The sequence below is a fragment of the Enterobacter sp. 725m/11 genome (assembly GCF_011683705.1).
Classification (GTDB): domain Bacteria; phylum Pseudomonadota; class Gammaproteobacteria; order Enterobacterales; family Enterobacteriaceae; genus Enterobacter; species Enterobacter bugandensis.
In genome coordinates this window covers 1-23,114 of record NZ_JAAQOK010000049.1, presented here as the reverse complement: position 1 = coordinate 23,114, position 23,114 = coordinate 1, and the positions used below count along the sequence as shown (strand labels likewise).

25 protein-coding genes and 6 pseudogenes are annotated in these 23,114 nt (G+C 51.1%); 14 read left to right on the top strand and 17 right to left on the bottom strand.

What is annotated here, in order from left to right; genetic code table 11:
- Nucleotides 1-49: 49 nt before the first annotated feature.
- Together HBA26_RS18520 and msrB are read right to left on the bottom strand one after the other, a co-directional pair.
- Complete coding sequence (locus tag HBA26_RS18520) at nucleotides 50-328, bottom strand: YeaC family protein (protein WP_028012771.1); 279 nt, start codon at nucleotides 326-328, stop codon at nucleotides 50-52.
- A gap of 41 nt (nucleotides 329-369) precedes the next feature.
- Nucleotides 370-783, bottom strand: coding sequence for a peptide-methionine (R)-S-oxide reductase MsrB (msrB, locus tag HBA26_RS18515; protein ID WP_028012770.1), 414 nt, complete (start codon nucleotides 781-783; stop codon nucleotides 370-372).
- A gap of 341 nt (nucleotides 784-1,124) precedes the next feature.
- Between msrB and gapA the strand changes: the two genes are divergently transcribed.
- The gene (gene gapA, locus HBA26_RS18510) at nucleotides 1,125-2,120 is read left to right on the top strand and encodes a glyceraldehyde-3-phosphate dehydrogenase (RefSeq protein ID WP_006809136.1); all 996 of its coding nucleotides are present in this window, start codon (nucleotides 1,125-1,127) and stop codon (nucleotides 2,118-2,120) included.
- A gap of 75 nt (nucleotides 2,121-2,195) precedes the next feature.
- Nucleotides 2,196-3,080 (top strand): D-hexose-6-phosphate mutarotase, encoded by an 885-nt coding sequence (locus tag HBA26_RS18505; RefSeq protein WP_045261609.1) that lies wholly within the window; start codon nucleotides 2,196-2,198, stop codon nucleotides 3,078-3,080.
- 78 nt (nucleotides 3,081-3,158) lie between these two features.
- Here HBA26_RS18505 and HBA26_RS18500 read toward each other — a convergent pair whose 3' ends face one another.
- Nucleotides 3,159-3,905 (bottom strand): MipA/OmpV family protein, encoded by a 747-nt coding sequence (locus tag HBA26_RS18500; protein ID WP_041910477.1) that lies wholly within the window; start codon nucleotides 3,903-3,905, stop codon nucleotides 3,159-3,161.
- Between the two features lie 430 nt (nucleotides 3,906-4,335).
- Between HBA26_RS18500 and yeaG the strand changes: the two genes are divergently transcribed.
- The 3 genes from yeaG (at nucleotide 4,336) to HBA26_RS18485 (ending at nucleotide 8,234) form a co-directional block, all read left to right on the top strand.
- The gene (gene yeaG, locus HBA26_RS18495) at nucleotides 4,336-6,270 is read left to right on the top strand and encodes a protein kinase YeaG (RefSeq protein WP_014883443.1); all 1,935 of its coding nucleotides are present in this window, start codon (nucleotides 4,336-4,338) and stop codon (nucleotides 6,268-6,270) included.
- Between the two features lie 74 nt (nucleotides 6,271-6,344).
- Nucleotides 6,345-7,628 (top strand): YeaH/YhbH family protein, encoded by a 1,284-nt coding sequence (locus HBA26_RS18490; protein ID WP_126345731.1) that lies wholly within the window; start codon nucleotides 6,345-6,347, stop codon nucleotides 7,626-7,628.
- 99 nt (nucleotides 7,629-7,727) lie between these two features.
- On the top strand, nucleotides 7,728-8,234 hold the full coding sequence (locus tag HBA26_RS18485) for a YbaK/prolyl-tRNA synthetase associated domain-containing protein (RefSeq protein WP_049136801.1): 507 nt from the start codon (nucleotides 7,728-7,730) through the stop codon (nucleotides 8,232-8,234).
- A gap of 5 nt (nucleotides 8,235-8,239) precedes the next feature.
- On the opposite strand, the gene yoaI is transcribed toward HBA26_RS18485, so the two are convergent.
- On the bottom strand, nucleotides 8,240-8,344 hold the full coding sequence (gene yoaI, locus HBA26_RS18480; RefSeq protein WP_088205013.1) for a small membrane protein YoaI: 105 nt from the start codon (nucleotides 8,342-8,344) through the stop codon (nucleotides 8,240-8,242).
- Between the two features lie 144 nt (nucleotides 8,345-8,488).
- On the opposite strand from yoaI, the gene HBA26_RS18475 reads away from it, so the two are divergent.
- The gene (locus HBA26_RS18475) at nucleotides 8,489-8,935 is read left to right on the top strand and encodes a DUF441 domain-containing protein (protein ID WP_008500737.1); all 447 of its coding nucleotides are present in this window, start codon (nucleotides 8,489-8,491) and stop codon (nucleotides 8,933-8,935) included.
- Here the strand turns inward: HBA26_RS18475 and HBA26_RS18470 are convergent.
- Nucleotides 8,919-9,710, bottom strand: a complete 792-nt coding sequence (locus HBA26_RS18470; protein WP_041910482.1) for a helix-turn-helix transcriptional regulator — start codon at nucleotides 9,708-9,710, stop codon at nucleotides 8,919-8,921. The genes HBA26_RS18475 and HBA26_RS18470 overlap by 17 nt on opposite strands.
- Nucleotides 9,711-9,809: 99 nt before the next feature.
- Between HBA26_RS18470 and HBA26_RS18465 the strand changes: the two genes are divergently transcribed.
- On the top strand, nucleotides 9,810-10,997 hold the full coding sequence (locus HBA26_RS18465) for a CynX/NimT family MFS transporter (protein ID WP_126345732.1): 1,188 nt from the start codon (nucleotides 9,810-9,812) through the stop codon (nucleotides 10,995-10,997).
- Nucleotides 10,998-11,028: 31 nt separating this feature from the next.
- Here the strand turns inward: HBA26_RS18465 and HBA26_RS18460 are convergent, their stop codons facing one another.
- Nucleotides 11,029-11,736: a CTP synthase gene (locus tag HBA26_RS18460; protein ID WP_028012763.1), complete on the bottom strand. Its 708-nt coding sequence runs from the start codon at nucleotides 11,734-11,736 to the stop codon at nucleotides 11,029-11,031.
- A 101-nt stretch (nucleotides 11,737-11,837) separates the two neighbouring features.
- On the opposite strand from HBA26_RS18460, the gene HBA26_RS18455 reads away from it, so the two are divergent.
- Nucleotides 11,838-12,182 carry a DUF488 domain-containing protein gene (locus tag HBA26_RS18455; RefSeq protein WP_028012762.1) on the top strand — a complete coding sequence of 115 codons (345 nt, stop codon included), beginning with the start codon at nucleotides 11,838-11,840 and terminating at the stop codon, nucleotides 12,180-12,182.
- Here the strand turns inward: HBA26_RS18455 and HBA26_RS18450 are convergent, their stop codons facing one another.
- Both HBA26_RS18450 and HBA26_RS18445 read right to left on the bottom strand, forming a co-directional pair.
- The gene (locus HBA26_RS18450; RefSeq protein WP_028012761.1) at nucleotides 12,183-12,488 is read right to left on the bottom strand and encodes a hypothetical protein; all 306 of its coding nucleotides are present in this window, start codon (nucleotides 12,486-12,488) and stop codon (nucleotides 12,183-12,185) included.
- Between the two features lie 80 nt (nucleotides 12,489-12,568).
- Nucleotides 12,569-12,823, bottom strand: a complete 255-nt coding sequence (locus tag HBA26_RS18445) for a DUF333 domain-containing protein (RefSeq protein ID WP_045261615.1) — start codon at nucleotides 12,821-12,823, stop codon at nucleotides 12,569-12,571.
- 308 nt (nucleotides 12,824-13,131) lie between these two features.
- On the opposite strand from HBA26_RS18445, the gene HBA26_RS18440 reads away from it, so the two are divergent.
- Nucleotides 13,132-14,151, top strand: coding sequence for a sensor domain-containing diguanylate cyclase (locus HBA26_RS18440; RefSeq protein WP_045630223.1), 1,020 nt, complete (start codon nucleotides 13,132-13,134; stop codon nucleotides 14,149-14,151).
- A 45-nt stretch (nucleotides 14,152-14,196) separates the two neighbouring features.
- Nucleotides 14,197-14,295: a YoaK family small membrane protein gene (locus HBA26_RS18435; RefSeq protein WP_014883431.1), complete on the top strand. Its 99-nt coding sequence runs from the start codon at nucleotides 14,197-14,199 to the stop codon at nucleotides 14,293-14,295.
- 126 nt (nucleotides 14,296-14,421) lie between these two features.
- Here HBA26_RS18435 and HBA26_RS18430 read toward each other — a convergent pair whose 3' ends face one another.
- A complete protein-coding gene (locus HBA26_RS18430) occupies nucleotides 14,422-14,670 on the bottom strand; it encodes a GlsB/YeaQ/YmgE family stress response membrane protein (protein WP_028012758.1) in 249 nt (82 codons plus the stop codon).
- Nucleotides 14,671-14,950: 280 nt separating this feature from the next.
- A complete protein-coding gene (locus HBA26_RS18425) occupies nucleotides 14,951-16,435 on the bottom strand; it encodes a sensor domain-containing diguanylate cyclase (RefSeq protein ID WP_241235457.1) in 1,485 nt (494 codons plus the stop codon).
- Nucleotides 16,436-16,607: 172 nt separating this feature from the next.
- Here HBA26_RS18425 and HBA26_RS18420 point away from each other — a divergent pair, with 172 nt between their 5' ends.
- Nucleotides 16,608-18,107 (top strand): EAL domain-containing protein, encoded by a 1,500-nt coding sequence (locus HBA26_RS18420; RefSeq protein WP_048959707.1) that lies wholly within the window; start codon nucleotides 16,608-16,610, stop codon nucleotides 18,105-18,107.
- Between the two features lies 1 nt (nucleotide 18,108).
- On the opposite strand, the gene HBA26_RS18415 is transcribed toward HBA26_RS18420, so the two are convergent.
- The 3 genes and pseudogenes from HBA26_RS18415 to HBA26_RS18405 form a co-directional block, all read right to left on the bottom strand.
- A complete protein-coding gene (locus HBA26_RS18415; RefSeq protein ID WP_126345734.1) occupies nucleotides 18,109-18,354 on the bottom strand; it encodes a DUF2543 family protein in 246 nt (81 codons plus the stop codon).
- Nucleotides 18,355-18,423: 69 nt separating this feature from the next.
- Complete coding sequence (locus HBA26_RS18410) at nucleotides 18,424-18,771, bottom strand: DUF1304 domain-containing protein (RefSeq protein ID WP_028012754.1); 348 nt, start codon at nucleotides 18,769-18,771, stop codon at nucleotides 18,424-18,426.
- A 77-nt stretch (nucleotides 18,772-18,848) separates the two neighbouring features.
- Nucleotides 18,849-19,019 (bottom strand): annotated as a pseudogene (locus HBA26_RS18405) (NADP-dependent isocitrate dehydrogenase); the annotation flags it as partial.
- A gap of 264 nt (nucleotides 19,020-19,283) precedes the next feature.
- Between HBA26_RS18405 and HBA26_RS22965 the strand changes: the two are divergent.
- Nucleotides 19,284-19,376: pseudogene (locus HBA26_RS22965) on the top strand (SOS response-associated peptidase); the annotation flags it as partial.
- On the opposite strand, the pseudogene HBA26_RS18400 reads toward HBA26_RS22965, so the two are convergent.
- Together HBA26_RS18400 and HBA26_RS22960 are read right to left on the bottom strand one after the other, a co-directional pair.
- Nucleotides 19,377-19,860 (bottom strand): annotated as a pseudogene (locus tag HBA26_RS18400) (phage terminase large subunit family protein); the annotation flags it as partial.
- Nucleotides 19,859-20,029 (bottom strand): annotated as a pseudogene (locus HBA26_RS22960) (site-specific DNA-methyltransferase); the annotation flags it as partial. The pseudogenes HBA26_RS18400 and HBA26_RS22960, both read right to left, overlap by 2 nt.
- 202 nt (nucleotides 20,030-20,231) lie before the next feature.
- Here HBA26_RS22960 and HBA26_RS18395 point away from each other — a divergent pair.
- Nucleotides 20,232-20,750, top strand: coding sequence for a hypothetical protein (locus HBA26_RS18395; protein ID WP_059356892.1), 519 nt, complete (start codon nucleotides 20,232-20,234; stop codon nucleotides 20,748-20,750).
- Nucleotides 20,751-20,754: 4 nt separating this feature from the next.
- Entirely contained in the window at nucleotides 20,755-21,639 is an 885-nt protein-coding gene (locus HBA26_RS18390) for a hypothetical protein (protein WP_059356891.1), read from the top strand.
- A gap of 26 nt (nucleotides 21,640-21,665) precedes the next feature.
- Here HBA26_RS18390 and HBA26_RS18385 read toward each other — a convergent pair.
- Together HBA26_RS18385 and HBA26_RS18380 are read right to left on the bottom strand one after the other, a co-directional pair.
- A pseudogene (locus HBA26_RS18385) lies at nucleotides 21,666-21,797 on the bottom strand (antiterminator Q family protein); the annotation flags it as partial.
- A 16-nt stretch (nucleotides 21,798-21,813) separates the two neighbouring features.
- A pseudogene (locus HBA26_RS18380) lies at nucleotides 21,814-22,960 on the bottom strand (IS3 family transposase).
- Nucleotides 22,961-23,114 lie beyond the last annotated feature (154 nt).

The window sequence follows — 23,114 nt, the reverse complement described above, 5'->3', positions numbered from 1 at the left end:
GGCCCTCTCCCACAGAGAGAGGGCCTGGTGAGGGCATCAACCCGCACCGTTATTGCATTTTGATCGTCGCAATCGGCTTCGGCGTGATGCCAAAATCTTCCTTCAGCTCGCGCTTGCTCTTCATCACCATCTGACCGTTAGTGTCGATAGTCATGTGTTGCGCATCGGTGTTATTGCGCGCCTGCCACAGCATCACCAACTGCAAACTGTTCTCTTTTTGCTCAGGCGTGAGCGCCACACCGTCCGGCCATTTTCCCAGCTCAACGGCGGTCACCAGACGTTGATAAACTTCCGGGGTCATCCCGTTAATCATGTCCTCAATATTCACGATCTCTCCCTTTCAAAGGAATAATTTGCTGAATCGTTTTTTCAACCCTTAATCTGGTCGCCGTTTTCATCATCGGTGAAGCTCATTGAGGCTGAATTCACGCAGAAACGCTCACCCGTTGGCTGAGGACCATCCGGGAAGACGTGCCCCAGGTGCGCGTCGCAGTTACCGCAGCGAATTTCCGTGCGCACCATACCGTGCGACGAGTCGGTCAGATAGCGGATTGCGTCATCGCTCACCGGCTCGTAAAAGCTCGGCCAGCCGCAGCCTGAGTCGTATTTCGTTTGTGAATTGAACAGCGGGGCATCGCAGACCAGACAGTGATAGACACCGTCTCGCTTGTTGTGCAGTAATCGCCCGGTAAATGGCGGCTCCGTGCCGTGATTCTGGGTCACGTAAAACTGCATTTCTGTGAGGTTTTTTTTCAAATCGTCAGGGTTATGTTGGTTCGACATATGCTTACATCTCGCTGTAGAAACAGACATCTTTTAACCCGGATTCTAACAAAACATTAACACCCTTGCGTGCACTTTTGTTCTAAACTTATGTGTCGCGAAAAGGCGGTCAGGCAATTGTGATCACGTTCACATTTTTATCCTGCGAGGACTTTAAAATTCCGGACGCAGCCCCCATGTGGTTGCAAGCTCAAAGGGAAAGTGAGGCGAGTCAGTCGCACAAACGTTAGTCACAGGATTGATTTGTCGCAATGATTGACACGATTCCGCTTGACGCTGCGTAAGGTTTTTGTAATTTTACAGGCAACCTTTTATTCACTAACAAATAGCTGGTGGAATATATGACTATCAAAGTAGGTATCAACGGTTTTGGCCGTATCGGCCGTATTGTTTTCCGTGCTGCTCAGAAACGTTCTGACATCGAAATCGTTGGTATCAACGATCTCCTGGACGCTGAATACATGGCGTACATGCTGAAGTACGACTCAACTCACGGTCGTTTCGACGGCACCGTTGAAGTGAAAGACGGCCACCTGGTTGTTAACGGCAAAACCATCCGCGTTACTGCTGAGAAAGACCCAGCTAACCTGAAATGGAACGAAATCGGTGTTGACGTTGTTGCTGAAGCAACCGGTATCTTCCTGACCGACGAAACTGCACGTAAACACATCACTGCGGGTGCGAAGAAAGTTGTTCTGACTGGTCCTTCCAAAGACAACACCCCAATGTTCGTTCGCGGTGCAAACTTCGAAACTTACGCTGGCCAGGACATCGTTTCTAACGCATCCTGCACCACCAACTGCCTGGCACCGCTGGCTAAAGTGATCAACGACAACTTCGGCATCATCGAAGGTCTGATGACTACCGTTCACGCGACCACCGCTACTCAGAAAACCGTTGACGGCCCGTCTCACAAAGACTGGCGCGGCGGCCGTGGCGCGGCTCAGAACATCATCCCATCCTCTACCGGTGCTGCTAAAGCTGTAGGTAAAGTACTGCCAGAACTGAATGGCAAACTGACTGGTATGGCGTTCCGCGTTCCAACTCCTAACGTATCCGTTGTTGACCTGACCGTTCGTCTGGAAAAAGCTGCTTCTTATGAAGAAATTAAGAAAGCAATCAAAGCTGCTTCCGAAGGCCCAATGAAAGGCGTTCTGGGTTACACCGAAGACGACGTTGTATCTACCGATTTCAACGGCGAAGTGTGCACTTCCGTGTTCGATGCTAAAGCAGGTATCGCACTGAACGACAACTTCGTGAAACTGGTTTCCTGGTACGACAACGAAACCGGCTACTCTAACAAAGTACTGGACCTGATCGCTCACATCTCCAAATAAGTTGAGATGAGTGATTGATCCAAAAAGGCGACTTCGGTCGCCTTTTTTATTGTTTTTTAGACAGAGGATTGCTTAATGATAAATAAAATTTTTGCACTTCCGGTAGTCGAACAACTTACCCCTGTGCTCTCCCGCCGTCAGATTGACGGTGCCGACGTTATCGTCGTTGACCACCCGCGCGTTAAAGCCTCCGTGGCGCTGAACGGCGCACACCTGCTTTCCTGGAAACCGGAAGGCGAAGCGGAGGCGCTGTGGCTGAGTGACGCCACCTCGTTCAAAAAAGGGGATGCGATTCGCGGCGGCGTACCGATCTGCTGGCCGTGGTTTGGCCCGTCCGTACAGCCGGGTTTGCCTTCTCACGGTTTCGCCCGTAACCAGCAGTGGACGCTGAAAGCGCATAACGAAGATGACAACGGCGCAGTGCTGACCTTTGAGCTGCAGGCTAATGATGAAACCCGCGCCCTGTGGCCGCATGATTTCACCCTGTATGCCCGCTTCAAACTGGGTCAGAGCTGCGAGATTGAGCTGGAAGCCCACGGCGAGTTCGAGACCACCTCTGCCCTGCATACCTACTTCAACGTGGGTGACATCAATGCAGTGAAGGTGAGCGGCCTGGGCGATACCTTTATCGACAAAGTTGATAACGCGAAGGAAGGTAAGCTGAGCGACGGCGTTCAGGCGTTCCCTGACCGTACTGACCGCGTCTATCTGCATCCGGAAGCGTGCAGCGTGATCCACGACGGTGCTCTTAACCGCGGCATTGAGGTGGTTCATCACCATCACAGCAACGTGGTTGGCTGGAACCCGGGGCCTGCACTCTCCATCAGCATGGCCGACATCCCTGATGACGGTTACAAAACGTTCGTCTGCGTGGAAACGGCCTGCGTAACCACCCCGCAGAAAGCGAGCGAGGAAAAGCCTTCTCGTTTAGGGCAGACAATTCGCATCGTTAAGCGATAAGGTCGCTGCACCACACCAAAGCAAACGGGGCGCAAGCGCCCCGTTTTGATGCAATGATTGCACCGCGATAATGCACAATCAGAACTTGTAGGTCACACCCACCGAGAAGATGCCAGCCCAGGACTTATCAACCATCGGGCTATCCTTCACTTCGTCGCTCAGACGCTCGTAACGGCCGGTACCGTAGACGTTCCAGTCGCCAAGGAAGTTATAGCTCGCGGTCAGCTCCAGGTAAGGATCCCAGCCATCATCGGCGCTGTAGCTTTTCAGCCCACTGCGACGGGACTCGTTTTTAGAGACGCCGTAGTAATAGTCGTTGTAGTTTTCACTGTTGTACTGCACACCGATACCCGGCGTCAGGGTGAGCCCACCGTTGGTATAGCGATACAACCACGCCAGATCCCAGATAAAGCCGTTGCTGTTATCCAGCGTATCACCCGCCAGGGCTGTACGGAGGAAGCCATACTGGGTGTTATGCACGTATGAAAGCCCGGCCATCATGGAGCTTTTGCGCTTGTCGAGCTGGCGAAGCGCGTGGCTGTCGCTGTCGCCTGGCTTGAAGTGCGTTGGATCGTAGTAGGCCATGATAGAAAGCTTATCGGCCGTATCGTTCCACAGATAGTAGCCGCCGCCGAGACCGCGGAACCAGAAGTTATCGCCTTCATAGGTGATAACGGGTACAGGATAAACATCGCGGTCATACTGTTTGTATGGGCTGTTAATGACGCCAACGCCCGCACCCACCGTCCACTGACTTTCCGCCTGAGCGGTGCTAACTGCGGTCGCGGCAAGGATGCCCAATGCCAGAAGTTTGAGTTTGGTCACAATCCATTCTTTCCTGTAGTCAAATAATCAGCGGGTGAAGTGTAACCGCCATTCCCGTACATCCCAAAATTTTTTGCCTGCTAATCAGTCTGATTAACCCATTATTTTTAACTTTTCAGATGACAACCCGCTTTCATTTATATGACCGATGCATGAAAAACGTGCTTAAGCCTTATAACCAGGGTGGAAATTTTTGGATGAGTTATTGATATGTCATTGAAATTAGTTTTTCTCAGCATGCAAGTTTGGCAAATGCCATCTACGCTTAAATTTAAGAAGAGTTTTCCTGAACACCTGCGGTTCTTAGCGTCTGACCTGGCACACAGGTTGCTGCTCTGGCAGTGGGGTGTGAGAGATTCTCTTCCGGGAGCCTCCACTACTCATACGAACGGCTCTTATCCTGTGCTAAAAAACGAAAGGACGGCATGCCATGAATATATTCGATCACTATCGCCAGCGCTACGAAGCTGCCAAGGACGAAGAGTTCACACTGCAGGAGTTTCTTACCATTTGTCGGCAAGATCGCAGTGCCTATGCCAATGCGGCAGAACGGCTATTGATGGCTATCGGTGAGCCAAACATGGTTGATACTGCCCTGGAGCCACGGCTTTCCCGTCTATTTTCGAATCGGGTGGTCGCCCGATATCCGGCGTTCGAAGAGTTCTATGGTATGGAAGATGCCATTGAACAGATTGTCTCCTATCTGAAGCATGCCGCCCAGGGTCTGGAAGAGAAGAAACAGATCCTCTATTTACTCGGCCCCGTCGGCGGCGGTAAATCCTCGCTGGCTGAACGCCTGAAGTCGCTGATGCAGCGCGTACCGATTTACGTGCTGAGCGCCAACGGCGAACGCAGCCCGGTGAACGACCATCCGCTGTGCCTGTTTAACCCGCAGGAAGATGCGCAAATTCTGGATAAAGAGTTTGGCATCCCGCGTCGCTACCTCGGCACCATTATGTCGCCGTGGGCGGCAAAACGCCTGCACGAATTTGGCGGTGATATCACCAAATTCCGCGTCGTGAAAGTGTGGCCATCCATACTGGAGCAGATCGCTATCGCCAAAACGGAACCGGGTGATGAGAACAACCAGGATATCTCGGCGCTGGTGGGTAAAGTCGATATCCGTAAGCTGGAAAACTTCGCACAAAACGACCCGGATGCCTATGGCTATTCCGGTGCGCTGTGCCGCGCCAACCAGGGGATTATGGAATTCGTCGAGATGTTTAAAGCACCGATCAAAGTGCTGCATCCTCTGCTGACGGCGACCCAGGAAGGGAACTACAACGGGACGGAAGGTATCTCCGCCCTGCCGTTTAACGGGATTATTCTCGCCCACTCGAACGAATCGGAATGGGTGACCTTCCGTAATAACAAAAACAATGAGGCCTTCCTTGACCGTGTGTACATCGTCAAGGTGCCTTATTGCCTGCGGATCTCCGAAGAGATCAAAATTTACGAAAAACTGCTTAACCACAGTGAGCTGGTGCATGCGCCATGCGCTCCGGGCACGCTGGAAACGCTCTCGCGCTTCTCCATCCTGTCGCGTCTGAAAGAGCCGGAAAACTCCAGCATCTATTCGAAAATGCGCGTCTACGACGGTGAAAGCCTGAAAGATACCGACCCGAAAGCGAAATCGTACCAGGAATACCGCGATTACGCCGGGGTTGATGAAGGGATGAACGGCCTCTCCACGCGTTTCGCGTTTAAGATCCTCTCACGGGTCTTTAACTTCGACCACGCGGAAGTGGCGGCCAACCCGGTTCATCTGTTCTACGTCCTGGAGCAGCAAATCGAGCGCGAGCAGTTCCCGCAGGAGCAGGCTGAACGCTACCTTGAGTTCCTGAAAGGCTACCTGATCCCGAAATACGCCGAGTTCATTGGCAAAGAGATCCAGACGGCCTATCTGGAATCCTATTCAGAATACGGGCAGAACATTTTCGACCGCTATGTCACCTATGCTGACTTCTGGATCCAGGATCAGGAGTACCGCGACCCGGATACCGGCCAGCTGTTTGATCGTGAATCCCTGAACGCGGAGCTGGAAAAAATCGAGAAGCCTGCCGGGATCAGCAACCCGAAAGACTTCCGTAATGAGATTGTGAACTTCGTTCTGCGCGCCAGAGCGCATAATAACGGGCGCAATCCGAACTGGACCAGCTACGAGAAGCTGCGCACGGTTATTGAGAAGAAAATGTTCTCCAATACCGAAGAGTTGCTGCCAGTGATCTCGTTTAACACCAAAACCTCAACCGACGAGCAGAAGAAACACGACGATTTTGTCGACCGTATGATGGAAAAAGGCTACACCCGCAAACAGGTTCGCCTGCTCTGTGAATGGTATCTGCGCGTGCGTAAATCGTCCTAAAACAAGTGCCCGGTAGCGCCTGCGCCTGCCGGGCCAACAAAAACGCAAGTTGGCAAATGCAGTACGGGGGGTATATGACCTGGTTTATTGACCGGCGTCTTAACGGCAAAAACAAGAGCACGGTGAACCGCCAGCGCTTCTTGCGCCGTTATAAAGCGCAAATTAAACAGTCGATCTCCGAGGCCATCAACAAACGCTCGGTGACCGACGTCGACAGCGGCGAGTCTGTCTCCATCCCTACCGATGACATCAGCGAACCGATGTTTCATCAGGGGCGCGGCGGCCTGCGCCATCGCGTTCATCCAGGTAACGACCACTTCGTTCAGAACGACAGAATTGAGCGCCCTCAGGGCGGCGGCAGTGGTTCAGGAAGCGGTCAGGGGCAGGCCAGCCAGGACGGTGAAGGCCAGGATGAGTTCGTTTTCCAGATTTCGAAAGATGAATATCTCGACCTGCTGTTTGAGGACCTTGCGCTGCCGAACCTGAAAAAGAATCAGCATCGTCAGCTTAACGAGTATAAAACCCATCGCGCGGGCTATACCGCTAACGGCGTGCCCGCCAATATCAGCGTTGTGCGTTCGTTGCAGAATTCTCTGGCGCGTCGCACGGCCATGACGGCAGGCAAACGTCGCGAACTGCGCGAGCTGGAGAGCAGCCTGAAGGTCGTGGAAAACACGGAGCCGGCGCAGCTGCTGGAAGAGGAGCGCCTGCGTAAAGAGATTGCCGAGCTAAGAGCGAAGATCGACCGCGTGCCGTTTATCGATACCTTCGACCTGCGCTACAAGAACTACGAAAAACGTCCCGAACCCTCCAGCCAGGCGGTCATGTTCTGTCTGATGGACGTGTCCGGCTCGATGGACCAGGCCACCAAGGATATGGCGAAGCGTTTCTATATCCTGCTCTACTTGTTCCTGAGCAGAACCTATAAGAACGTGGAAGTGGTTTATATCCGCCATCACACCCAGGCCAAAGAGGTGGATGAACATGAGTTCTTCTACTCCCAGGAGACCGGGGGGACCATCGTATCAAGCGCCCTGAAGCTGATGGATGAAGTAGTGAAAGAGCGTTACGACCCGGCGCAGTGGAACATTTATGCCGCGCAGGCGTCGGATGGCGACAACTGGGCCGACGACTCACCGCTGTGTCACGAGATCCTGGCGAAGAAAATTCTACCGGTGGTGCGTTACTACAGCTATATCGAAATCACCCGTCGCGCCCACCAGACCCTGTGGCGGGAATATGAGCATCTGCAGTCCATGTTCGATAACTTTGCCATGCAGCATATCCGCGATCAGGATGATATTTATCCTGTGTTCAGGGAGCTGTTCCACAAGCAATCTGCTACCAGCAACGCATAACCCAACAGCCAGCGAATCCGCTGGCTGTTTTCTTTCGACCCCGTTTATCCCGTGCTAATGTAGCAAGCTGCATACTGGATTATCACCGGGAAAACTATGATGACTGACGACGTTATGGGGACAAGTACCCACCATCAGCTGATTACCTTACTCACCGAGCAGGGCGCGCGTTTTCGCGTCATGGAGCACGAAGCGGTGGGGAAATGCGAAGCGGTGAGTGAAATTCGCGGGACCGATCTGCGCCAGGGGGCAAAAGCCCTGGTCTGCAAGGTGAAGGGCAACGGCGTTAAAAAACACGTACTGGCGATTCTGGCCGCCGACCTGCAGGCCGATCTGAGCCAGCTTGCCAGCCATTTTGGCGGGCTTAAAGCCTCCCTCGCCAGCCCGGCCGAGGTCGATACCCTTACCGCCTGCGTTTTTGGCGCGATCCCGCCCTTTAGCTTCCATCCTGATTTGGCGCTGGTGGCCGACCCGCTGCTGTTCGAGCGTTTCGACGAAATTGCCTTTAACGCCGGTTTACTGGAGAAATCCGTGATCATGGACACCCAGGATTACCTGCGCATTGCCCGTCCTGAGCTTGTAAACTTCCATAAGCCGTCGTCGTGACGGCGCTAGCCTCTTCTTTCCAGAAACAGCACGGAGGCGACGAGAATCACGGCAATAGCGAAAAATGATGAGGAGATAATGAGCGTTTCAACAAACATGTGATCGTTCATGATGGCGATCCCTTTGCGATACCTGCCTTCGTTTTAATCCGCGTAAATGACAGGGTAATGACAGCGATAAAATCTTTTAAACGCTGTCCTCCGCCGCGTTTGCGCGTAAAGTAAGCAGGATAATTATTCTGGCAAGGATCCTCCATGTTTGACCCGACTCTGCTCATTCTTCTGGCGCTCGCCGCGCTCGGCTTTATCAGCCATAACACCACCGTCGCCATCTCGATTCTGGTGCTGATTATTGTGCGCGTGACTCCGTTAAATACCTTTTTCCCGTGGATAGAAAAACAAGGCCTCACCATCGGGATCATCATTTTAACCATCGGGGTGATGGCTCCCATCGCCAGCGGCACCCTTCCCGCCTCAACGCTGCTGCACTCGTTTGTGAACTGGAAATCGCTGGTGGCGATCGCGGTGGGGATTTTTGTTTCGTGGCTGGGCGGACGCGGCGTGACGCTGATGAGCAGCCAGCCCTCGCTGGTGGCGGGCCTGCTGGTGGGCACGGTACTCGGCGTGGCGCTCTTCCGCGGCGTGCCGGTAGGCCCGCTGATTGCGGCAGGGCTGGTGTCCCTGTTTATCGGGAAGTCATAGTCAGGCTGGCCATGTAACGCGCCGGCGTCTGGCCCAGCCCCTTTTTGAACATGGTGATAAACGCGGTGGTAGAGTCATAGCCCAGAGACTGTGCCACCTGCTGCACCGATTTCCCGCTAATCAAATGCTGTAACGCCACGATCAGCTGAAGCTGGTGACGCCAGCGGCGAAAGCTTAAACCGGTCTCTTTGACCACCAGCCGCGCCAGGTTGCGTTCACTCATCGCGAAATGGCTTGCCCACTGCGCCAGAGTCTGCCAGGCGGCGGGCTCTTCCGCCATCTTCTCGCTCATCAGCCGAATTTTAGGATGGGGAGAGACGGGCAGCTGCAGATGCTCCTGGCGCTGGAGCGGCAGCTCGTCAAACAGGACGTCCACCAGACGCGATGTGGCCGCAAGATGCAGCTGTTCACGTGATTTCTCCGCCAGGGATAAAATCAGTTCCCGTACCAGAGGAGAGATTTTCAGGGTGCAGCAGCGGTCGGGCAGGCTGGCGGCACCAGGCTCAATAAACAAAAAGCAGAGCTGCGCCCCCGGCGTGGCCCTGTTGCTGTGCGGCATTTGGCCTGGGATCCAGACGGCATACTGGGGCGGTACCATCAGCATCGCATTTTCCACTTCGCAGGTGATCGCGCCGCCAAGGGCCAGAATCAGCTGCCCCTTACGGTGTTGATGCTGCGGAATATATTGTTCTTCCGTCACCACGCGGATGCGAAACGCGACGGCCGCATCGTGCTGGCTATCAGGATCGTAGCCGTCCAGTCCCAGACCAATCATCAGGTTGTCCGATATTAGCGATAAACTGTCATTTTAGCCTGATTTCAACCGCGGAGAAAATCGGTATTGTGTGCGCTCGCTTGAACGTATGAGAACACAATGACTACTGCTCTTCGCACCTCAGGAAAACAGGGCGCGCTGTTGATTGCAGGCATCCTGATGATTGCCACCACGCTTCGCGTCACCTTTACCGGCGCAGCGCCGCTGCTCGATACCATTCGCCTTGATTATGGCTTAAGCACGGCGCAAACCGGTCTGCTGACCACCCTGCCCCTGCTTGCCTTTGCTCTTGTCTCCCCGCTCGCGGCGGGCGTTGCCCGGCGTATCGGCATGGAGCGCAGCCTGTTTATCGCCCTGATGCTGATTTGCATCGGGATTGCGGTTCGCTCCCTGCCCTCCGCTACCCTGCTTTTCATCGGAACGGCGGTGATTGGTTGCGGGATCGCGCTGGGGAATGTGCTGCTGCCCGGCTTAATTAAGCGTGACTTTCCGGGTCAGGTGGCAAAACTCACCGGCGCCTATTCCCTGACGATGGGTGTCTCTGCCGCGTTAGGCTCGGCGCTGATTGTTCCCCTGGCGCAGGGTGATGCGGGCTGGCATGGCGCGCTGCTGACGCTGATGGCGTTTCCGCTGATCGCGCTGTTGCTCTGGCTGCCGCAGTGGCGTCAAAAACACGTCGCAACGGTAACGGGCGCAGGCGCGCTGCATAACCGCGCGATCTGGCGCTCGGCACTCGCCTGGCAGGTGACGCTCTTTCTGGGGATTAACTCGCTGATTTATTACGTTATCATCGGCTGGCTGCCGGCAATACTGCTCAGCCATGGCTTCAGCGAAGCGCAGGCCGGCTCGGTGCACGGCCTTTTACAGCTCGCCACGGCCGTGCCGGGGCTTGCCGTTCCGCTCGTCCTCCAGCGCCTGAAGGATCAGCGAACCATCGCCGGGGCGGTTGGGCTGATGTGCGCGGTTAGCGCGGCGGGTTTGTGGTTTATGCCTGAGATGGCGGTGATGTGGACGCTGGTGTTTGGCTTTGGTACCGGGGCAACGATGATCCTCGGCCTGACGTTCATCGGCCTGCGCGCCAGCTCCGCACACCAGGCGGCAGCGTTGTCCGGTATGGCACAGTCTATTGGTTATCTGCTCGCCGCCTGCGGTCCGCCGCTGATGGGTAAAATTCACGATTCGGCTGGAGACTGGCGGATCCCGCTTCTCGCCTGCGCGCTGGCCGCTGTCGTCATGGCCATCTGCGGCGTACTTGCCGGGCGCGACCGGGAAATCGCGCCCCGATAAACACGGTGGCAGACCATCGGGTCTGCCTTTTTTACCCGCGCGCCGCGCGCAGCATTGCCTGCACCAGCACCACCGGACGCCCTTCCAGCGCAGCACGCTCGTGCTGAAATAAGGTGATCACAAAGAACGGATGGGTCACCAGCTCCGCAGCGCGGATTTCCCCCTGCTCGTCCCAGCCCGTCACGCGCATATCACCGCTCTCCAGTTCCTGAGCAAACGCCGCCGATACGCCATAGTTACAGTGATAACCCTCTACGATTTCCGGCTTTCCGTAGGCCTTCGCGATCAGCGTATTATTGCGCAGCTCAATGGCATCGGTTTTCTCCACCAGCGAGCAGGTCAGCGGCGCAATCACCATCGTACCTTCGGTATCCGTCTCAGCATGTGCCGCGTCGCTCCAGCCCAGCACGTTACGGGCATACTCAATTAACGCATGCTGGAACCCACCGCAGGTGCCCAGGAACGGAATGCTGTTTTCACGCGCGTAGCGTGCGGCAATAAAGGCCGCCTCGGTATTTTTATAGGGGCTTGCGGGAACCAGCCAGATGGCATCGTAGCCCACCAGATCCTCAGAACTGGTTAATTCCGTGGTGGCAAGCCAGTCGTAATCGGCGGTGAGGTCAAGGACCGCGGCGGCGTCGTCAATGGCCAGCGGGATCGCCTTGTGTGCAATAACATCAGGATTGTAATCGCCAACCAGCGCAATGCGCAGCGTCGTTTTAACCGGGAGGTGTTCCATGAAAGGTTCCTTATGCCAGAGTATTATCAGATAACATAAGGAACCTCAGACTACCGATCTTCTGCAATTATCACAATACCTTAAATTGGGAGGGTGGAATCATGATTCAGTGCAAACGCGTCTATGAACAGGCGAGCCCGGACGATGGCTATCGGGTTCTGGTGGACAGGCTCTGGCCCCGCGGGGTGAAAAAAACGGACCTCGCGTATGACGAATGGTGTAAAACGCTCACACCGTCCAGCGCGTTACGCAAGGACTTTCATAGCGAAGCGATTGATTTCGCGGCCTTCACTAAAGCCTACAAGGAAGAGCTGGCGCAGCATAAGGACGAAGGAGAGCGTCTGGCGGCGCTGGCGAAAAAGCAGACCGTAACCCTGCTCTACGGCGCGAAGGACACGAAGCAGAATCACGCTCTGGTCTTAGCCGACTGGCTGCGCCATCTGTGATCAGCCGACCGTCAGCTCATCCTGAATTTGCGGAGCTTCGTCCGGGGTGAGCGGCATCAGGTGTTCGGCGCGAACAAACGCAAAGCCGTGCTGATTGTCAAAGGCGTAGACGTCTCCCGTCACCAGCCAGAGCGCGCGGTCCGCGCTTGCGGGTAACTGCGTCATCACGCCGTTGACCGGGTTAACGAAACGCTGGCCGGGTTGGCAGAGACCAAATAGCTCCACAGATTTACCAATATTGCGACGGCCTGACGCCGTGCGGGCACCGACGATCATCGCCACGCTGCCCGGTTTAAGCTGAAACATACTTCTCTCGCGGTAACGGTAGCCAGAAATTGGCTAAGAATAATCCTAAAGAGAAGTGTATCGCAGCTACTGTCCCTCTGTCACCTGGCAGGTTGCGGATGATCGCGACGATAGAGCGTCCATTCGTCGATCACTTCGCCACCGGGCAGCTTGCACTCTGTGCGGACCCCCTGCGGGCTTTGAATCGGGACCTGTTCCCCGCCCTTTTCCAGGCAGTAAACGGAAGCCGGGTTCGCCATGCCCACGGCGTGCGGCGGTTTCGGGGCATCGGGTGGGGTTGTTTTTGCGGTGCAGGCAACCAGGGGAAGCGCCAGCGCCAGTAGCAGAAATCTCATCTTGTTGATCCTTTTGACATCATCATTGGCTAAGGGTAACGGCTTGTCGCCGCTTTCTCCATGATTTCTCCATTCTAACTGCACTTTTCAACGCTACAGTCAGGCATGTTCTCACTTTGACCAGAGAACATCATTCCGTAATCAAGATGTCTTTGCCCCGTTCTCAACAACGGGGCTTTTTTTCCCGCCTGCTGCCTACCTCTGCATATATTAAATTTTCTATATTCATGTTTTACTATGCCGGAAGCCTAAAAATTCAGCATAACATGCAGATGCAGACGTCTTCTGCCTGGGAGTCATTCTACGTCATGTCGGATCTTATCCTCGCTCGCGTTTCAGAAACCCTTGCCACCGAGCAATCCCTTGAAAGCCTCGTTCGTCAGCTGCTGGAGATGCTGGAAATCGTCACCGACATGGAGTCGACGTATCTGACGAAGGTGGATATAACAGCCCGGCTGCAGCATATCCTCTATGCCCGAAACAGCAAGCAGATGACTATCCCGGAAGGGTTAAGCGTGCCATGGGATGAAACGCTGTGTAAGCGCGCGCTGGATAGCGACACATTATTCAGTAACGATGTCCCCGAACGTTGGCCGGAGTGTGAAGCGGCGAAAGCTCTCGGCATCACCACATATATGAGCATCCCCGTTCATCTTGCCGATGGCTCACTTTACGGTACGCTCTGCGCCACCAGCACGGCAAAAAAACCGCTCAGCGCGCGCGGCGAGCAGATGCTAAAACTCTTCGCCGGGTTGATTAGTCAGTACATTCAGAAAGAGTCTCTGGTGACCCAGCTCCGTGAAGCCAACGCGGCGCTTATCGCCCACTCCTACACAGATGCTCTTACAGGGTTACCCAACCGTCGCGCCATTTTTGAGGATCTGACCACCCTGTTTTCGCTGGCGCGGCATCTGAAACGTAACGCCATCATTGCCTTTATCGATCTGGATGATTTTAAACTGATTAACGATCGATACGGGCATGAAGCAGGCGACCAGTTCCTGATTGAAGTGGGCAAGCGTTTGACCGCAGAAAAACAGCAGGACGATATCATCGGCCGGCTGGGCGGCGATGAGTTCCTGGTGGCCACTCTGAGCAACGTCGAGAATGAGGAGCAAATTCACCTTCTCAGAACGCGCCTCAGCGCCCGAATTGCGGGGGAATACTGGCTGGGTAGCATCAGCATCATTTATCCTGGCGCCAGCCTCGGCGTTATCGAAGTGGATCCCGGCGTAACCGATCCGGACAGTGCGTTACGTGCCGCGGATATCGCGATGTATCAGGATAAGAAAGGAAAAAGCAAAACAGGCTTTCTCGCGATGGATTAACCCCGTACACTCTACGGCGTTTTAAAAACCGAAACAGGTGATGATATGAGAATAGGGATCCTCTTCCCGGTCGTTATTTTTATAACGGCGGTGGTATTTCTGGCGTGGTTTTTTGTCGGTGGTTACGCTGCTCCGGGGGCATAAATGAGAAAAACCACCCTCATTATGTTGATCGTTGCCGTCGTGGCGTTTGCCGGCACGCAGTTTGGCTGGTGGTAAACCCGTTACGTAAAAAGGCCGCCATATGGCAGCCTTTTTAACGCTTCAGTATTAGCTTTTGATCTTTCTGTAGATAAACAGCACAACCAGCGCGCCGATAACCGCGACCGCGAAACTGCCGAAGTTAAAGCCATCGACTTTACCAAAACCGAACAGCGTACTGATCCAACCGCCGACTACCGCGCCGACAATACCCAGTATTATGGTGACGATAAACCCACCGCCATCTTTGCCCGGCATGATCCACTTCGCCAGAATACCCGCAATAAGCCCAAAGATAATCCAGGATAAAATTCCCATAACTTTCCTCTCTGTATGGTTTTTGTCATTAAATCAACGACACAAAAAGGATAGCACAGGATCTGAGAAAGGAAATTTGTGATAAGCCTCACAGAGAGAGTCTGCGCATTTCTTCATCAACATGCCCTTCCACAAGAACTGTGGGGTTGCATCTTTTATTGAGAAAGATTATCTTTCTCAACACTGAATAGTTGAGAAAAACACTCAGGTATTCAGTACGACATTGCTCACATTGCTTCCAGTATTTCTTGCCCACTCATGAGTGGGCTTTTTTTTTTGATCAAGCCCCAACGAAAGCGTGCCGGTTGCGCCCGCCGCGTTTTGCCTGATAGAGCGCCTGGTCGGCAGCATTAATAATATTCTGCTGGCTACCCGCGATGTTGACAGCACGCGCACTGGAGACCCCTACGCTTACCGTGACCCGCCCGAAGGGGCTAAACGCGTGTTCAATTTGCTGAGAAAAAACATAGCAAATAATCGTCTGCGCAAGGCGGAGCGCCTCCTGGATATCCGTTTCAGGCAAAATCAGCGCAAACTCCTCCCCGCCATAGCGCGCCACAATCTGGTTGTCGCGGGTGAGACTTTCCCTGAGGCAGTTTCCCAGCAACGCCAGGCATCTGTCCCCTTCCGGATGACCGTAGTTATCGTTGTACTTTTTGAAGTAATCCACATCCACAAGGAGCAGCGAAACCGGCGCGTCCTTTGCCGCACACGCCGCAATTTCCGAGAGGATTTTTTCATCAAAGATGCGCCTGTTATAAAGCCCTGTCAGCGCATCCTCCGAGGCAATAATCTTTAGCGCTTTGTTATCCCGTGCTTTTCTGGATAAGTCGGAATAGAGGAAACAGGACGCCACGATGAGCGTCGCGGTAAACACCAAAATAAGTGCGGCAAGCTGAATCGCCTGCTTGCGCCACGGAGAAAGGGCTTCATCAATGCTTACCGCTACCGTCGTAACCAGTCCGTAGCGCCTGTTTTTCTCATAGGCATAAATGCGTTCGATTTTATCAAACCTGGAGACAGAGCTGGCTATCCCTGTATTTTGTACCTTGAGGTATTTTCTGAAGAGAGGTGAGTCAGAAAAAATCGTACCGATATAGTTATTTTTAAAGGGATAACGAATCAGTAAAACGCCTGCTTGCGTCGTTAAACCAATAACGCCCGCGTGACCAATATTAATCTGTCCATAAAGTGCCAGAAAATTTTCGATACCCAGCGTCACCACCACAACACCGTTAAATGCACCGGTGTGGGTTTCAAGGCGTCGGCTAAGAGTAATAACCCATTTACCATTGGTTCTGCTTATCACCGGCTCACCAATATAAATCTGCTGACTTTTATTTTCCTTGTGATAGACAAAAAATGCCCTGTCCGCGCCATTATGGGGGCCCGCAAAATTTTTGTGCAATGCAGTGAAGATATCCCCATGCGCATCATAGACAACCACATTATTAATCTGAGTAAGAAGATTATCCTGATTGCTTATCATTCGCTGAATATTGATCGCCTGTTGCGGGGTCATACCATAAATTTCAATTGTGTCGGAAACGGTGGTAATCAACATTTCACTTTGGCGAATGATCCCTTCCGTGTAGACGTTAAGGGTATGGCTCAGGTTGGCAACGCTGGTATTGATTTGCTGGATTGACTGCTGTCGGGACGTGGCAATCTGGACGGCAAGCGACAATGAAACAATCAATGAGACAATGATAACGGTAATGGTTGTTGTGTAAAAAGTATTTTTCACATGCACGAGCTTTTCCACCTTATCACGCCTGGCATCCCAGGCTGACAACTCTTGTCACTGTAACAAAGCTCAGGTTAAGAGGAAAACAAATTGCACTTAAGCATAACGGCTGCCGTTATTATCAGGCTTGTAGCTTGCACTGCCTGTGATAAGATTTGAGAGATGAGGGAGCGGACAGGGTATCTGGAAAATGAAAAAGATCATTGCCGTTACTATCGTTTCAGCGTTTCTGGTCTTCCTGTCTCTTTTTGCGGTTAATGCAGTTATCGGGAGCCAGCAGAAAAGCAAACAGCTTGAGATTTCCCGAACCCTTTTACAGCATTCAGAAAGTCTGACCCAGAGCATGGCGCAGACGCTCAAAAACCTGACCACACAGGGATGCGACAGAGACAGCCTCGATCGCTACCGGCAGGTTAAGCTCGAAAGCCGCTATGTCGCTGACGTCGGTTTTATTGAAAAGGGAAAAATAGTCTGTACCGCTTTTTGGGGTAAACTCGTTAATCCTGTCCCGCTTCCTGAAGAGCTCCATGAAACGCCCAGAGGATTTCTCCTCGCGCAATTTTCGAGAAAAGATTTTTTTACCGGCAATGCGGCCATCTATAATAATCACATTATCTTCACCTCCCGCTATGCTTACGATAAATTCACCCCGGTTACGGAGAGCTATTCTCTGAGCACCACCACCAGGGACTTAAGCAGAACGTTTTTTTCGGCTACGCCTGAATTAAACCAACAGAGCGAACTGAATTCCTCCTTGTTTACCCTGACCCTCACCCGGTGCAGCACCACATGGGATTTGTGCGTCATTGTGAAGCATCACAACGCGGGACTGGCCTCGTTATCTCCCGTTCTATTTATCGTTCTCGCGGTCATTTTATGTTTTATCTGGATTGCGATAACGCTCTTTTTCTTTCGACTCAACGAGGACCGGTTCTCCCTGGAGCGGACGCTGGTCAAAGCTGTTATCACTAATACTATCGGCGTTCATTACCAGCCCATTGTTCGGATTGAGGATAAAAAAATTGTAGGCGTGGAGGTCTTGTCGAGATGGCGTGACGCAAGATACGGTGACGTCTCCCCGGAACTGTTTATTCCATTAATCAAAAAAATTGGCCTGTATAAAAATTACTATATTAATATTCTCCAAAAATCCCTTTCGGATATCGCGCCACTTATTATTAAATATCATCTGGTTGTTTCGCTCAATGTTGGCCGAACGGAAATTGAAGACGGACAGTTTATCAGCATTTTGCGCCGTAGCTGTTTAGCTAATAACATTCCGCTCTCTCTGATCAAAATCGAGCTTTCTGAAAAAGCCATTTCAACGGGGAATATTCTGGAAGATTTCTGCAAGGATTTAAAAAACCTTGGCGTGAGAATATCCATTGATGACTTCGGGGTGCAAAACTCAAACCTGGCAAGGCTTTCGCTGCTTGAATATGATGAGATCAAAATCGACAAGTCGCTGGTCGATGGCATCAGTGAACATTACAAGCAGAACATTTTTGTCATTTTTAGCGACGCCCTCGCAAAACTGAATAAAACGCTTGTTTTCGAAGGCGTAGAGAGCGAAATACAGTATCGCTTTATTGCTGAAAGATACCCCGAGGCGCTGATTCAGGGATGGTATTTCTCAAAATCTGTCACCCGAAGCGAGCTTGCGAAGCGACTCGCTGGGATCGCGCGGTAGGTTACTCGTTTCCCCACTGATTGAGAAAGTTCGCAATATCATCAATACGACCGGCACGAACCCCGGCTTCACGCGCCATCTCCTGCTGAGCTTCCTCATCGATCTCCTCATTATTCGACAAACGCGTGAGAAGCAGCTGAAAATAATGCGCCAACGAGTCCTGCTCTGACTCACTCACGGGCTTTGTGGCTTCCGTCGCGTACTCTTCGACGATGTCATAATACTTCAGTGGGATTTCGTTATTCATAACAGCGTTAACCTTTGAGGGTGAAGCCACAAGTATATCCGACGACGTACGGTTAACCAACGCGTTGCGTCAGATAAGCAGGGCAAGCAGGGCTGCAAGAGCAGGTATGGCCTGAACGTACAGTATCTTTCGGCTGGCGGTCGCTGCGCCAAAGAGTCCGGCAATCAACACGCAGGTCAGGAAGAAGATGGCCACAGATATACCCTTTTCACCAAGCCAGAGGCTCCAGAGCAGACCCGCAGCCAGAAAACCATTATACAGCCCCTGATTCGCGGCCAGCACGCGGGTGTCGCGCGCAAAATCGGGACGCAGATTAAAGGCCTTGTGCCCTGTTCTGGTGTTCCACAGGAACATTTCCAGCACAAGAATGTAGATATGGATGAATGCAACGACAGCGATAAGAACAGTAGCGAGCATCGTGTTATTTCCCGCAGGCAGAGGCAAAAAAAACGGGAACCCTCAGGCCCCCGCTCTTGTTTAACCCAGAATCTGGATTACATGTTCGCGATAATCGCGTCGCCAAACTCTGAACATTTCAGCAGCTTAGCGCCTTCCATCAGACGTTCGAAATCGTAAGTTACGGTTTTCGCGTTGATCGCGCCTTCCATACCTTTGACGATCAGGTCTGCGGCTTCGAACAATTCCATATAACACAGTAGTATTTCATTAAATCAATCATGATGCATTGATTTTTCAGTTAAAAATTCATATTTTGCGCGTTCATCACACTTTATTGACCACTAGCTAACATATTGATTAGTTCTAATGATTTTTGGGTTTTGATAACCATTTTTTGGCTTTATTAATTAATCTCTTAATGGGTTCGCTGCGATCCTCCTTCGCTCCCTGCCCTATACTTTCAGTTTGACATTTGGCTGGAGGTTTCTATGTGTGGACGTTTTGCACAAGCTCAAACGCGTGAAGAATAACTGGCTTATCTGGCCGATGAAGCCGATCGCGACATCGCATTTGACCCGGAACCAATTGGACGATACAACGTTGCTCCCGGTACAAAAATCCTACGGCGAGCTCTCAACCAGCGACATCCCGGAGCGCATGAATGTTGTGGTACGCTTCGATGCCAGTGAAAAAGCATCCCCCTCCCCGTCGATATTTTCTGGAAAGCGGTCATAATCCGTCAGCGCCACACTCTTATAGTCCGAGGACGACATGATATTGACGGATGGCCAGCCCAGCCTAAGATATTTATCGGCGCGAAATGTTCGGTCGTAGACGTTGTTATCGTTACGTCTTGGGCTTAGCCGGGTTTTAACTTCCGGGCTATAGCGAAAAGTACGGTCCAGGCGTTTTTTGGAATGCTCGCGAGCTTTTTCCTCGGATACCTGAATCAAAAGCATATCTGGCCGGATCGCAGACAATGTTATAAACAATCCAGCCGTTAATCAGCCCGATGGTTTTACCCGTTCGCGCCGGGCCCACAAACACCACAGCATAGTATTCACGCGATGCCAGGCAGTTCATCGGCTCAATCACATAAGGTGCAAGCTACTGTCAATGAGAAATGCCGCCGAAGAGTTTTGTACTCTTCCAGCAGATCAAGGTGTTTCCGGTTCAATGAATGCCACGTGGCCGCCAGCTGGTGATGCGGAGCTTTAAGTTTAGCAGCGTGGGGTTTCTCAATATCTACCTGAGTGAACAATTACCGCAGCTTCTTCAAAGATTTGGATTATGCGTTCATGACTAATGTAAGCAACAGCTGCATGACAACTCTTATCACATTAGTGAGAAAAATGCGTACGCGTTAATACTATTTTCAATAAGTTAGTGTTAGCTTTAGATATCTATCACCAACCGTAGAAATTTTGAACTTCTCGGAGTAAAATACTGTATATAAATACAGCAAGAGAGGTGGTACTATGAACAAGTTGGCGCGATTACTGCTCACCGCAAGCTCCATTGCTCCGGTTTGCGCTACGCTTTTTTTTATAGGTTTCGTCAAGGAAACCTTATGGTTGATGAATTATAGTCTATATGTAGGATTGGTAAGCTGGCTGCTGGCTATTGGGTTAATAAAATATTCTGAATGGAAATTAGAAGTATTGACTAAAAACATTAACTCTTTATCTCCTGCTAATAAAGAGGTTACTAATTATTTTTTGAGCTATCTTTTCCCACTTTTAGGGACTGATTCGATTGCTGAAAATAAATCTTATGCAGCTTTTTTTTACATTTCACTTCTTTTTTACATTTGTTTCTCAGAAAACTATAATTTTAACCCAGTCTTATCATTGCATGGGTACAAATTTTACGAAGCCGAAGATGATACAGGTGTAGGATTCGTTTTAATATCTAAATCGGTAATTACTGACATCCAAAATATTTCTTTTAATGTCGTGCAGTTAACTGACTACACGTATCTACACGTAGAAGGATAGCAATATGGCTCTTTTTGCTTTAATGGACAATTCAATAGCTACAAAGATAATGAGGGTTGAATTAGATAAACCCGCAAGCACGGCCGTGAAGACCATTTTCCAGCAACAGAAACTTCATTTTGAATCCCACCACAGTACTGTTATCCCATTTTATGCAGGATATACTCCTCGTTATGATGAATGCTTTGAAGTGCAGAATTTTGCAGCGGCCTCATCACTAATTGATGCAGTAAAAAGACCAACGGCCATACCGATTTGGGATCCCAGCATTATAGACATAACTAATATTAAAGCACTATTTGTCGGTGTTGATGCGCCTGCTAATCCAAACATAATTGCTTTGCAAACCTTTAATAAAAAGCAAATCTTAGATACTTCAAAATCTTTTTTAGGGACTTTAGTAGGTAAAAAGACCACTTTTAGCAAAGCTGTCAGCACTGGGTTCAACGTTGATGATAAACTTGTTGCTATAATTGACACTGACCATATTTTCTTTAAAAGCTTCTTTGTTTTACGAAGTGTTTTTGACATGACTACATACTTCGAAGCTGCTACAGACCAGCAACTGGATACCTTTTCACAATTACCTATATTTTCCACCCAACATGGATTCGATCTTAAAATCGTCGCCGACACAGTTATCAGAAACAAAGTTACATTAATAAATCAAACAGGATTACTTACCCCGCAGAACCTGCCACTATTCAAGGCTGAAGCTCAAAAAGTCAACTTCCCGCTTCAAACTACAATAAACGGAGGGGTTGAGACAATAACAATGCCAATACTAAAAAAAGAGATTAAAGCGCTCCTCGACTTTATCGAGGAGGATATATGGATTTCAGGTATTAGTGGTCGTAGGTTTAAATCAAGTTCGAAAAGGCCAATTTAATCGCTCACCGATTGGCATTTTCAAAATCACTTATCAGAGAGTATGCAAACAAGCCCCTCGATAAAACCTAGCGCTGTTTGCATCTCTTTTCTAATTGTCCCATCCGAACAATTTCTCTTTCTTGCGATTTTTCGCAAGAAAATACGAATTAGAAAATGAATCGCCACGGATAATCTAGACACTTCTCAGCCGTTGATAATATAAGTTTTCATATTCAGCCGGTGGCATCTGCTCGCTCGAACCATGCCGACGCTTACTGTTATAAAACATTTCGATATAATCAAAGATATCGCTTCTGGCTTCGTCTCTCGTTCCGTAGATCCTTTTCTTAATCCGCTCGCGTTTCAGTAGCTGGAAAAAGCTTTCCGCAACCGCGTTGTCGTGGCAGTTACCGCGACGACTCATGCTGCCTTCCAGACCGTGTGATTTCAGGAACGACTGCCACTCATGGCTCGTGTACTGACTGCCCTAATCAGAGTGAACCAGTACCAGCTTTTGAGAGTTACGCCTCCACACCGCCATAAGTAATGCGTTCAGGACAATCTCTTTTGTCATGCGGTGTTGCATTGACCAGCCGATAACTTTTCGGGAGAACAGGTCAACCACCACGGCCAGATACAACCAGCCTTCGTGGGTTCGGATGTAGGTTAAGTCCGTTACCCAACGTTCAACCGGTGCTTCCGGGTTGAACTGCCGCTGGAGCTTGTTGGGTGTCACGATGCTGGCTTCGCCTTTACGTGCCCGTGGGCTATGGTACCCAACCTGAGCTTTTATTCCGGCACGCTTCATCAGCCGCCAGGCCCGGTTCACTCCGCACTGCTGTCCGTTATCACGCAGATCGAGATGGATCTTGCGATAACCATAGACGCAGCCAGACTCAAGCCAGGACTGTTTGATCTGCCCGGTCAGCATCTGGTCTGTCTGGTGACGCTGTGAATGTGGGTGCTGAAGCCAGAAATAAAATCCACTCGGATGGACATCCAGAACCCGACAGAGCAAACGAACAGGCCAGCAACGGCTGTTGTCGCGGATAAAGGCGTACCTCAGTCGGACAGCTTTGCGACGTACGCCGCGGCTTTTTTAATATGTCCCGTTCGTCCGTAACCCGCTTCAACTCTTTCTGAAGACGGCGGATTCCGGCCTGAGCATCTGACTGTTCATTATGAGTGGAAGAATCCGGACCGTACTACTTTATCCAGGTGTAAAGACTGTGAGTGGTGATATCGAGACGTGTTGCAACACTGGAAACAGAATGACCACGATCAACAACCTGTTTGACTGCTTCAATTTTAAACTCTTCAGGATAAAGCTTACCGCTCATGGGCACCTCAGAGTCATCTAAAATGACTCTGAGGTGTCTGTTAAACCCGTGGCGATTCAGATAACTGTAGGAATTTAAGTGAAAATCCTTGAAAAATTAATTAACTAAGGAAGTTTTAATTCCCTGAGTTAATAGCTGTCTCTTATACACATCT

Coding starts and splice junctions, on each gene's coding strand:
- msrB (WP_028012770.1), bottom strand. CDS start 783: ATGTCGAACCAACATAACCCTGACGATTTGAAAAAAAACCTCACAGAA.
- gapA (WP_006809136.1), top strand. CDS start 1,125: ATGACTATCAAAGTAGGTATCAACGGTTTTGGCCGTATCGGCCGTATT.
- HBA26_RS18505 (WP_045261609.1), top strand. CDS start 2,196: ATGATAAATAAAATTTTTGCACTTCCGGTAGTCGAACAACTTACCCCT.
- yeaG (WP_014883443.1), top strand. CDS start 4,336: ATGAATATATTCGATCACTATCGCCAGCGCTACGAAGCTGCCAAGGAC.
- HBA26_RS18490 (WP_126345731.1), top strand. CDS start 6,345: ATGACCTGGTTTATTGACCGGCGTCTTAACGGCAAAAACAAGAGCACG.
- HBA26_RS18485 (WP_049136801.1), top strand. CDS start 7,728: ATGACTGACGACGTTATGGGGACAAGTACCCACCATCAGCTGATTACC.
- yoaI (WP_088205013.1), bottom strand. CDS start 8,344: ATGAACGATCACATGTTTGTTGAAACGCTCATTATCTCCTCATCATTT.
- HBA26_RS18475 (WP_008500737.1), top strand. CDS start 8,489: ATGTTTGACCCGACTCTGCTCATTCTTCTGGCGCTCGCCGCGCTCGGC.
- HBA26_RS18470 (WP_041910482.1), bottom strand. CDS start 9,710: ATGATTGGTCTGGGACTGGACGGCTACGATCCTGATAGCCAGCACGAT.
- HBA26_RS18465 (WP_126345732.1), top strand. CDS start 9,810: ATGACTACTGCTCTTCGCACCTCAGGAAAACAGGGCGCGCTGTTGATT.
- HBA26_RS18460 (WP_028012763.1), bottom strand. CDS start 11,736: ATGGAACACCTCCCGGTTAAAACGACGCTGCGCATTGCGCTGGTTGGC.
- HBA26_RS18455 (WP_028012762.1), top strand. CDS start 11,838: ATGATTCAGTGCAAACGCGTCTATGAACAGGCGAGCCCGGACGATGGC.
- HBA26_RS18450 (WP_028012761.1), bottom strand. CDS start 12,488: ATGTTTCAGCTTAAACCGGGCAGCGTGGCGATGATCGTCGGTGCCCGC.
- HBA26_RS18445 (WP_045261615.1), bottom strand. CDS start 12,823: ATGAGATTTCTGCTACTGGCGCTGGCGCTTCCCCTGGTTGCCTGCACC.
- HBA26_RS18440 (WP_045630223.1), top strand. CDS start 13,132: ATGTCGGATCTTATCCTCGCTCGCGTTTCAGAAACCCTTGCCACCGAG.
- HBA26_RS18435 (WP_014883431.1), top strand. CDS start 14,197: ATGAGAATAGGGATCCTCTTCCCGGTCGTTATTTTTATAACGGCGGTG.
- HBA26_RS18430 (WP_028012758.1), bottom strand. CDS start 14,670: ATGGGAATTTTATCCTGGATTATCTTTGGGCTTATTGCGGGTATTCTG.
- HBA26_RS18420 (WP_048959707.1), top strand. CDS start 16,608: ATGAAAAAGATCATTGCCGTTACTATCGTTTCAGCGTTTCTGGTCTTC.
- HBA26_RS18415 (WP_126345734.1), bottom strand. CDS start 18,354: ATGAATAACGAAATCCCACTGAAGTATTATGACATCGTCGAAGAGTAC.
- HBA26_RS18410 (WP_028012754.1), bottom strand. CDS start 18,771: ATGCTCGCTACTGTTCTTATCGCTGTCGTTGCATTCATCCATATCTAC.
- HBA26_RS18395 (WP_059356892.1), top strand. CDS start 20,232: ATGAACAAGTTGGCGCGATTACTGCTCACCGCAAGCTCCATTGCTCCG.
- HBA26_RS18390 (WP_059356891.1), top strand. CDS start 20,755: ATGGCTCTTTTTGCTTTAATGGACAATTCAATAGCTACAAAGATAATG.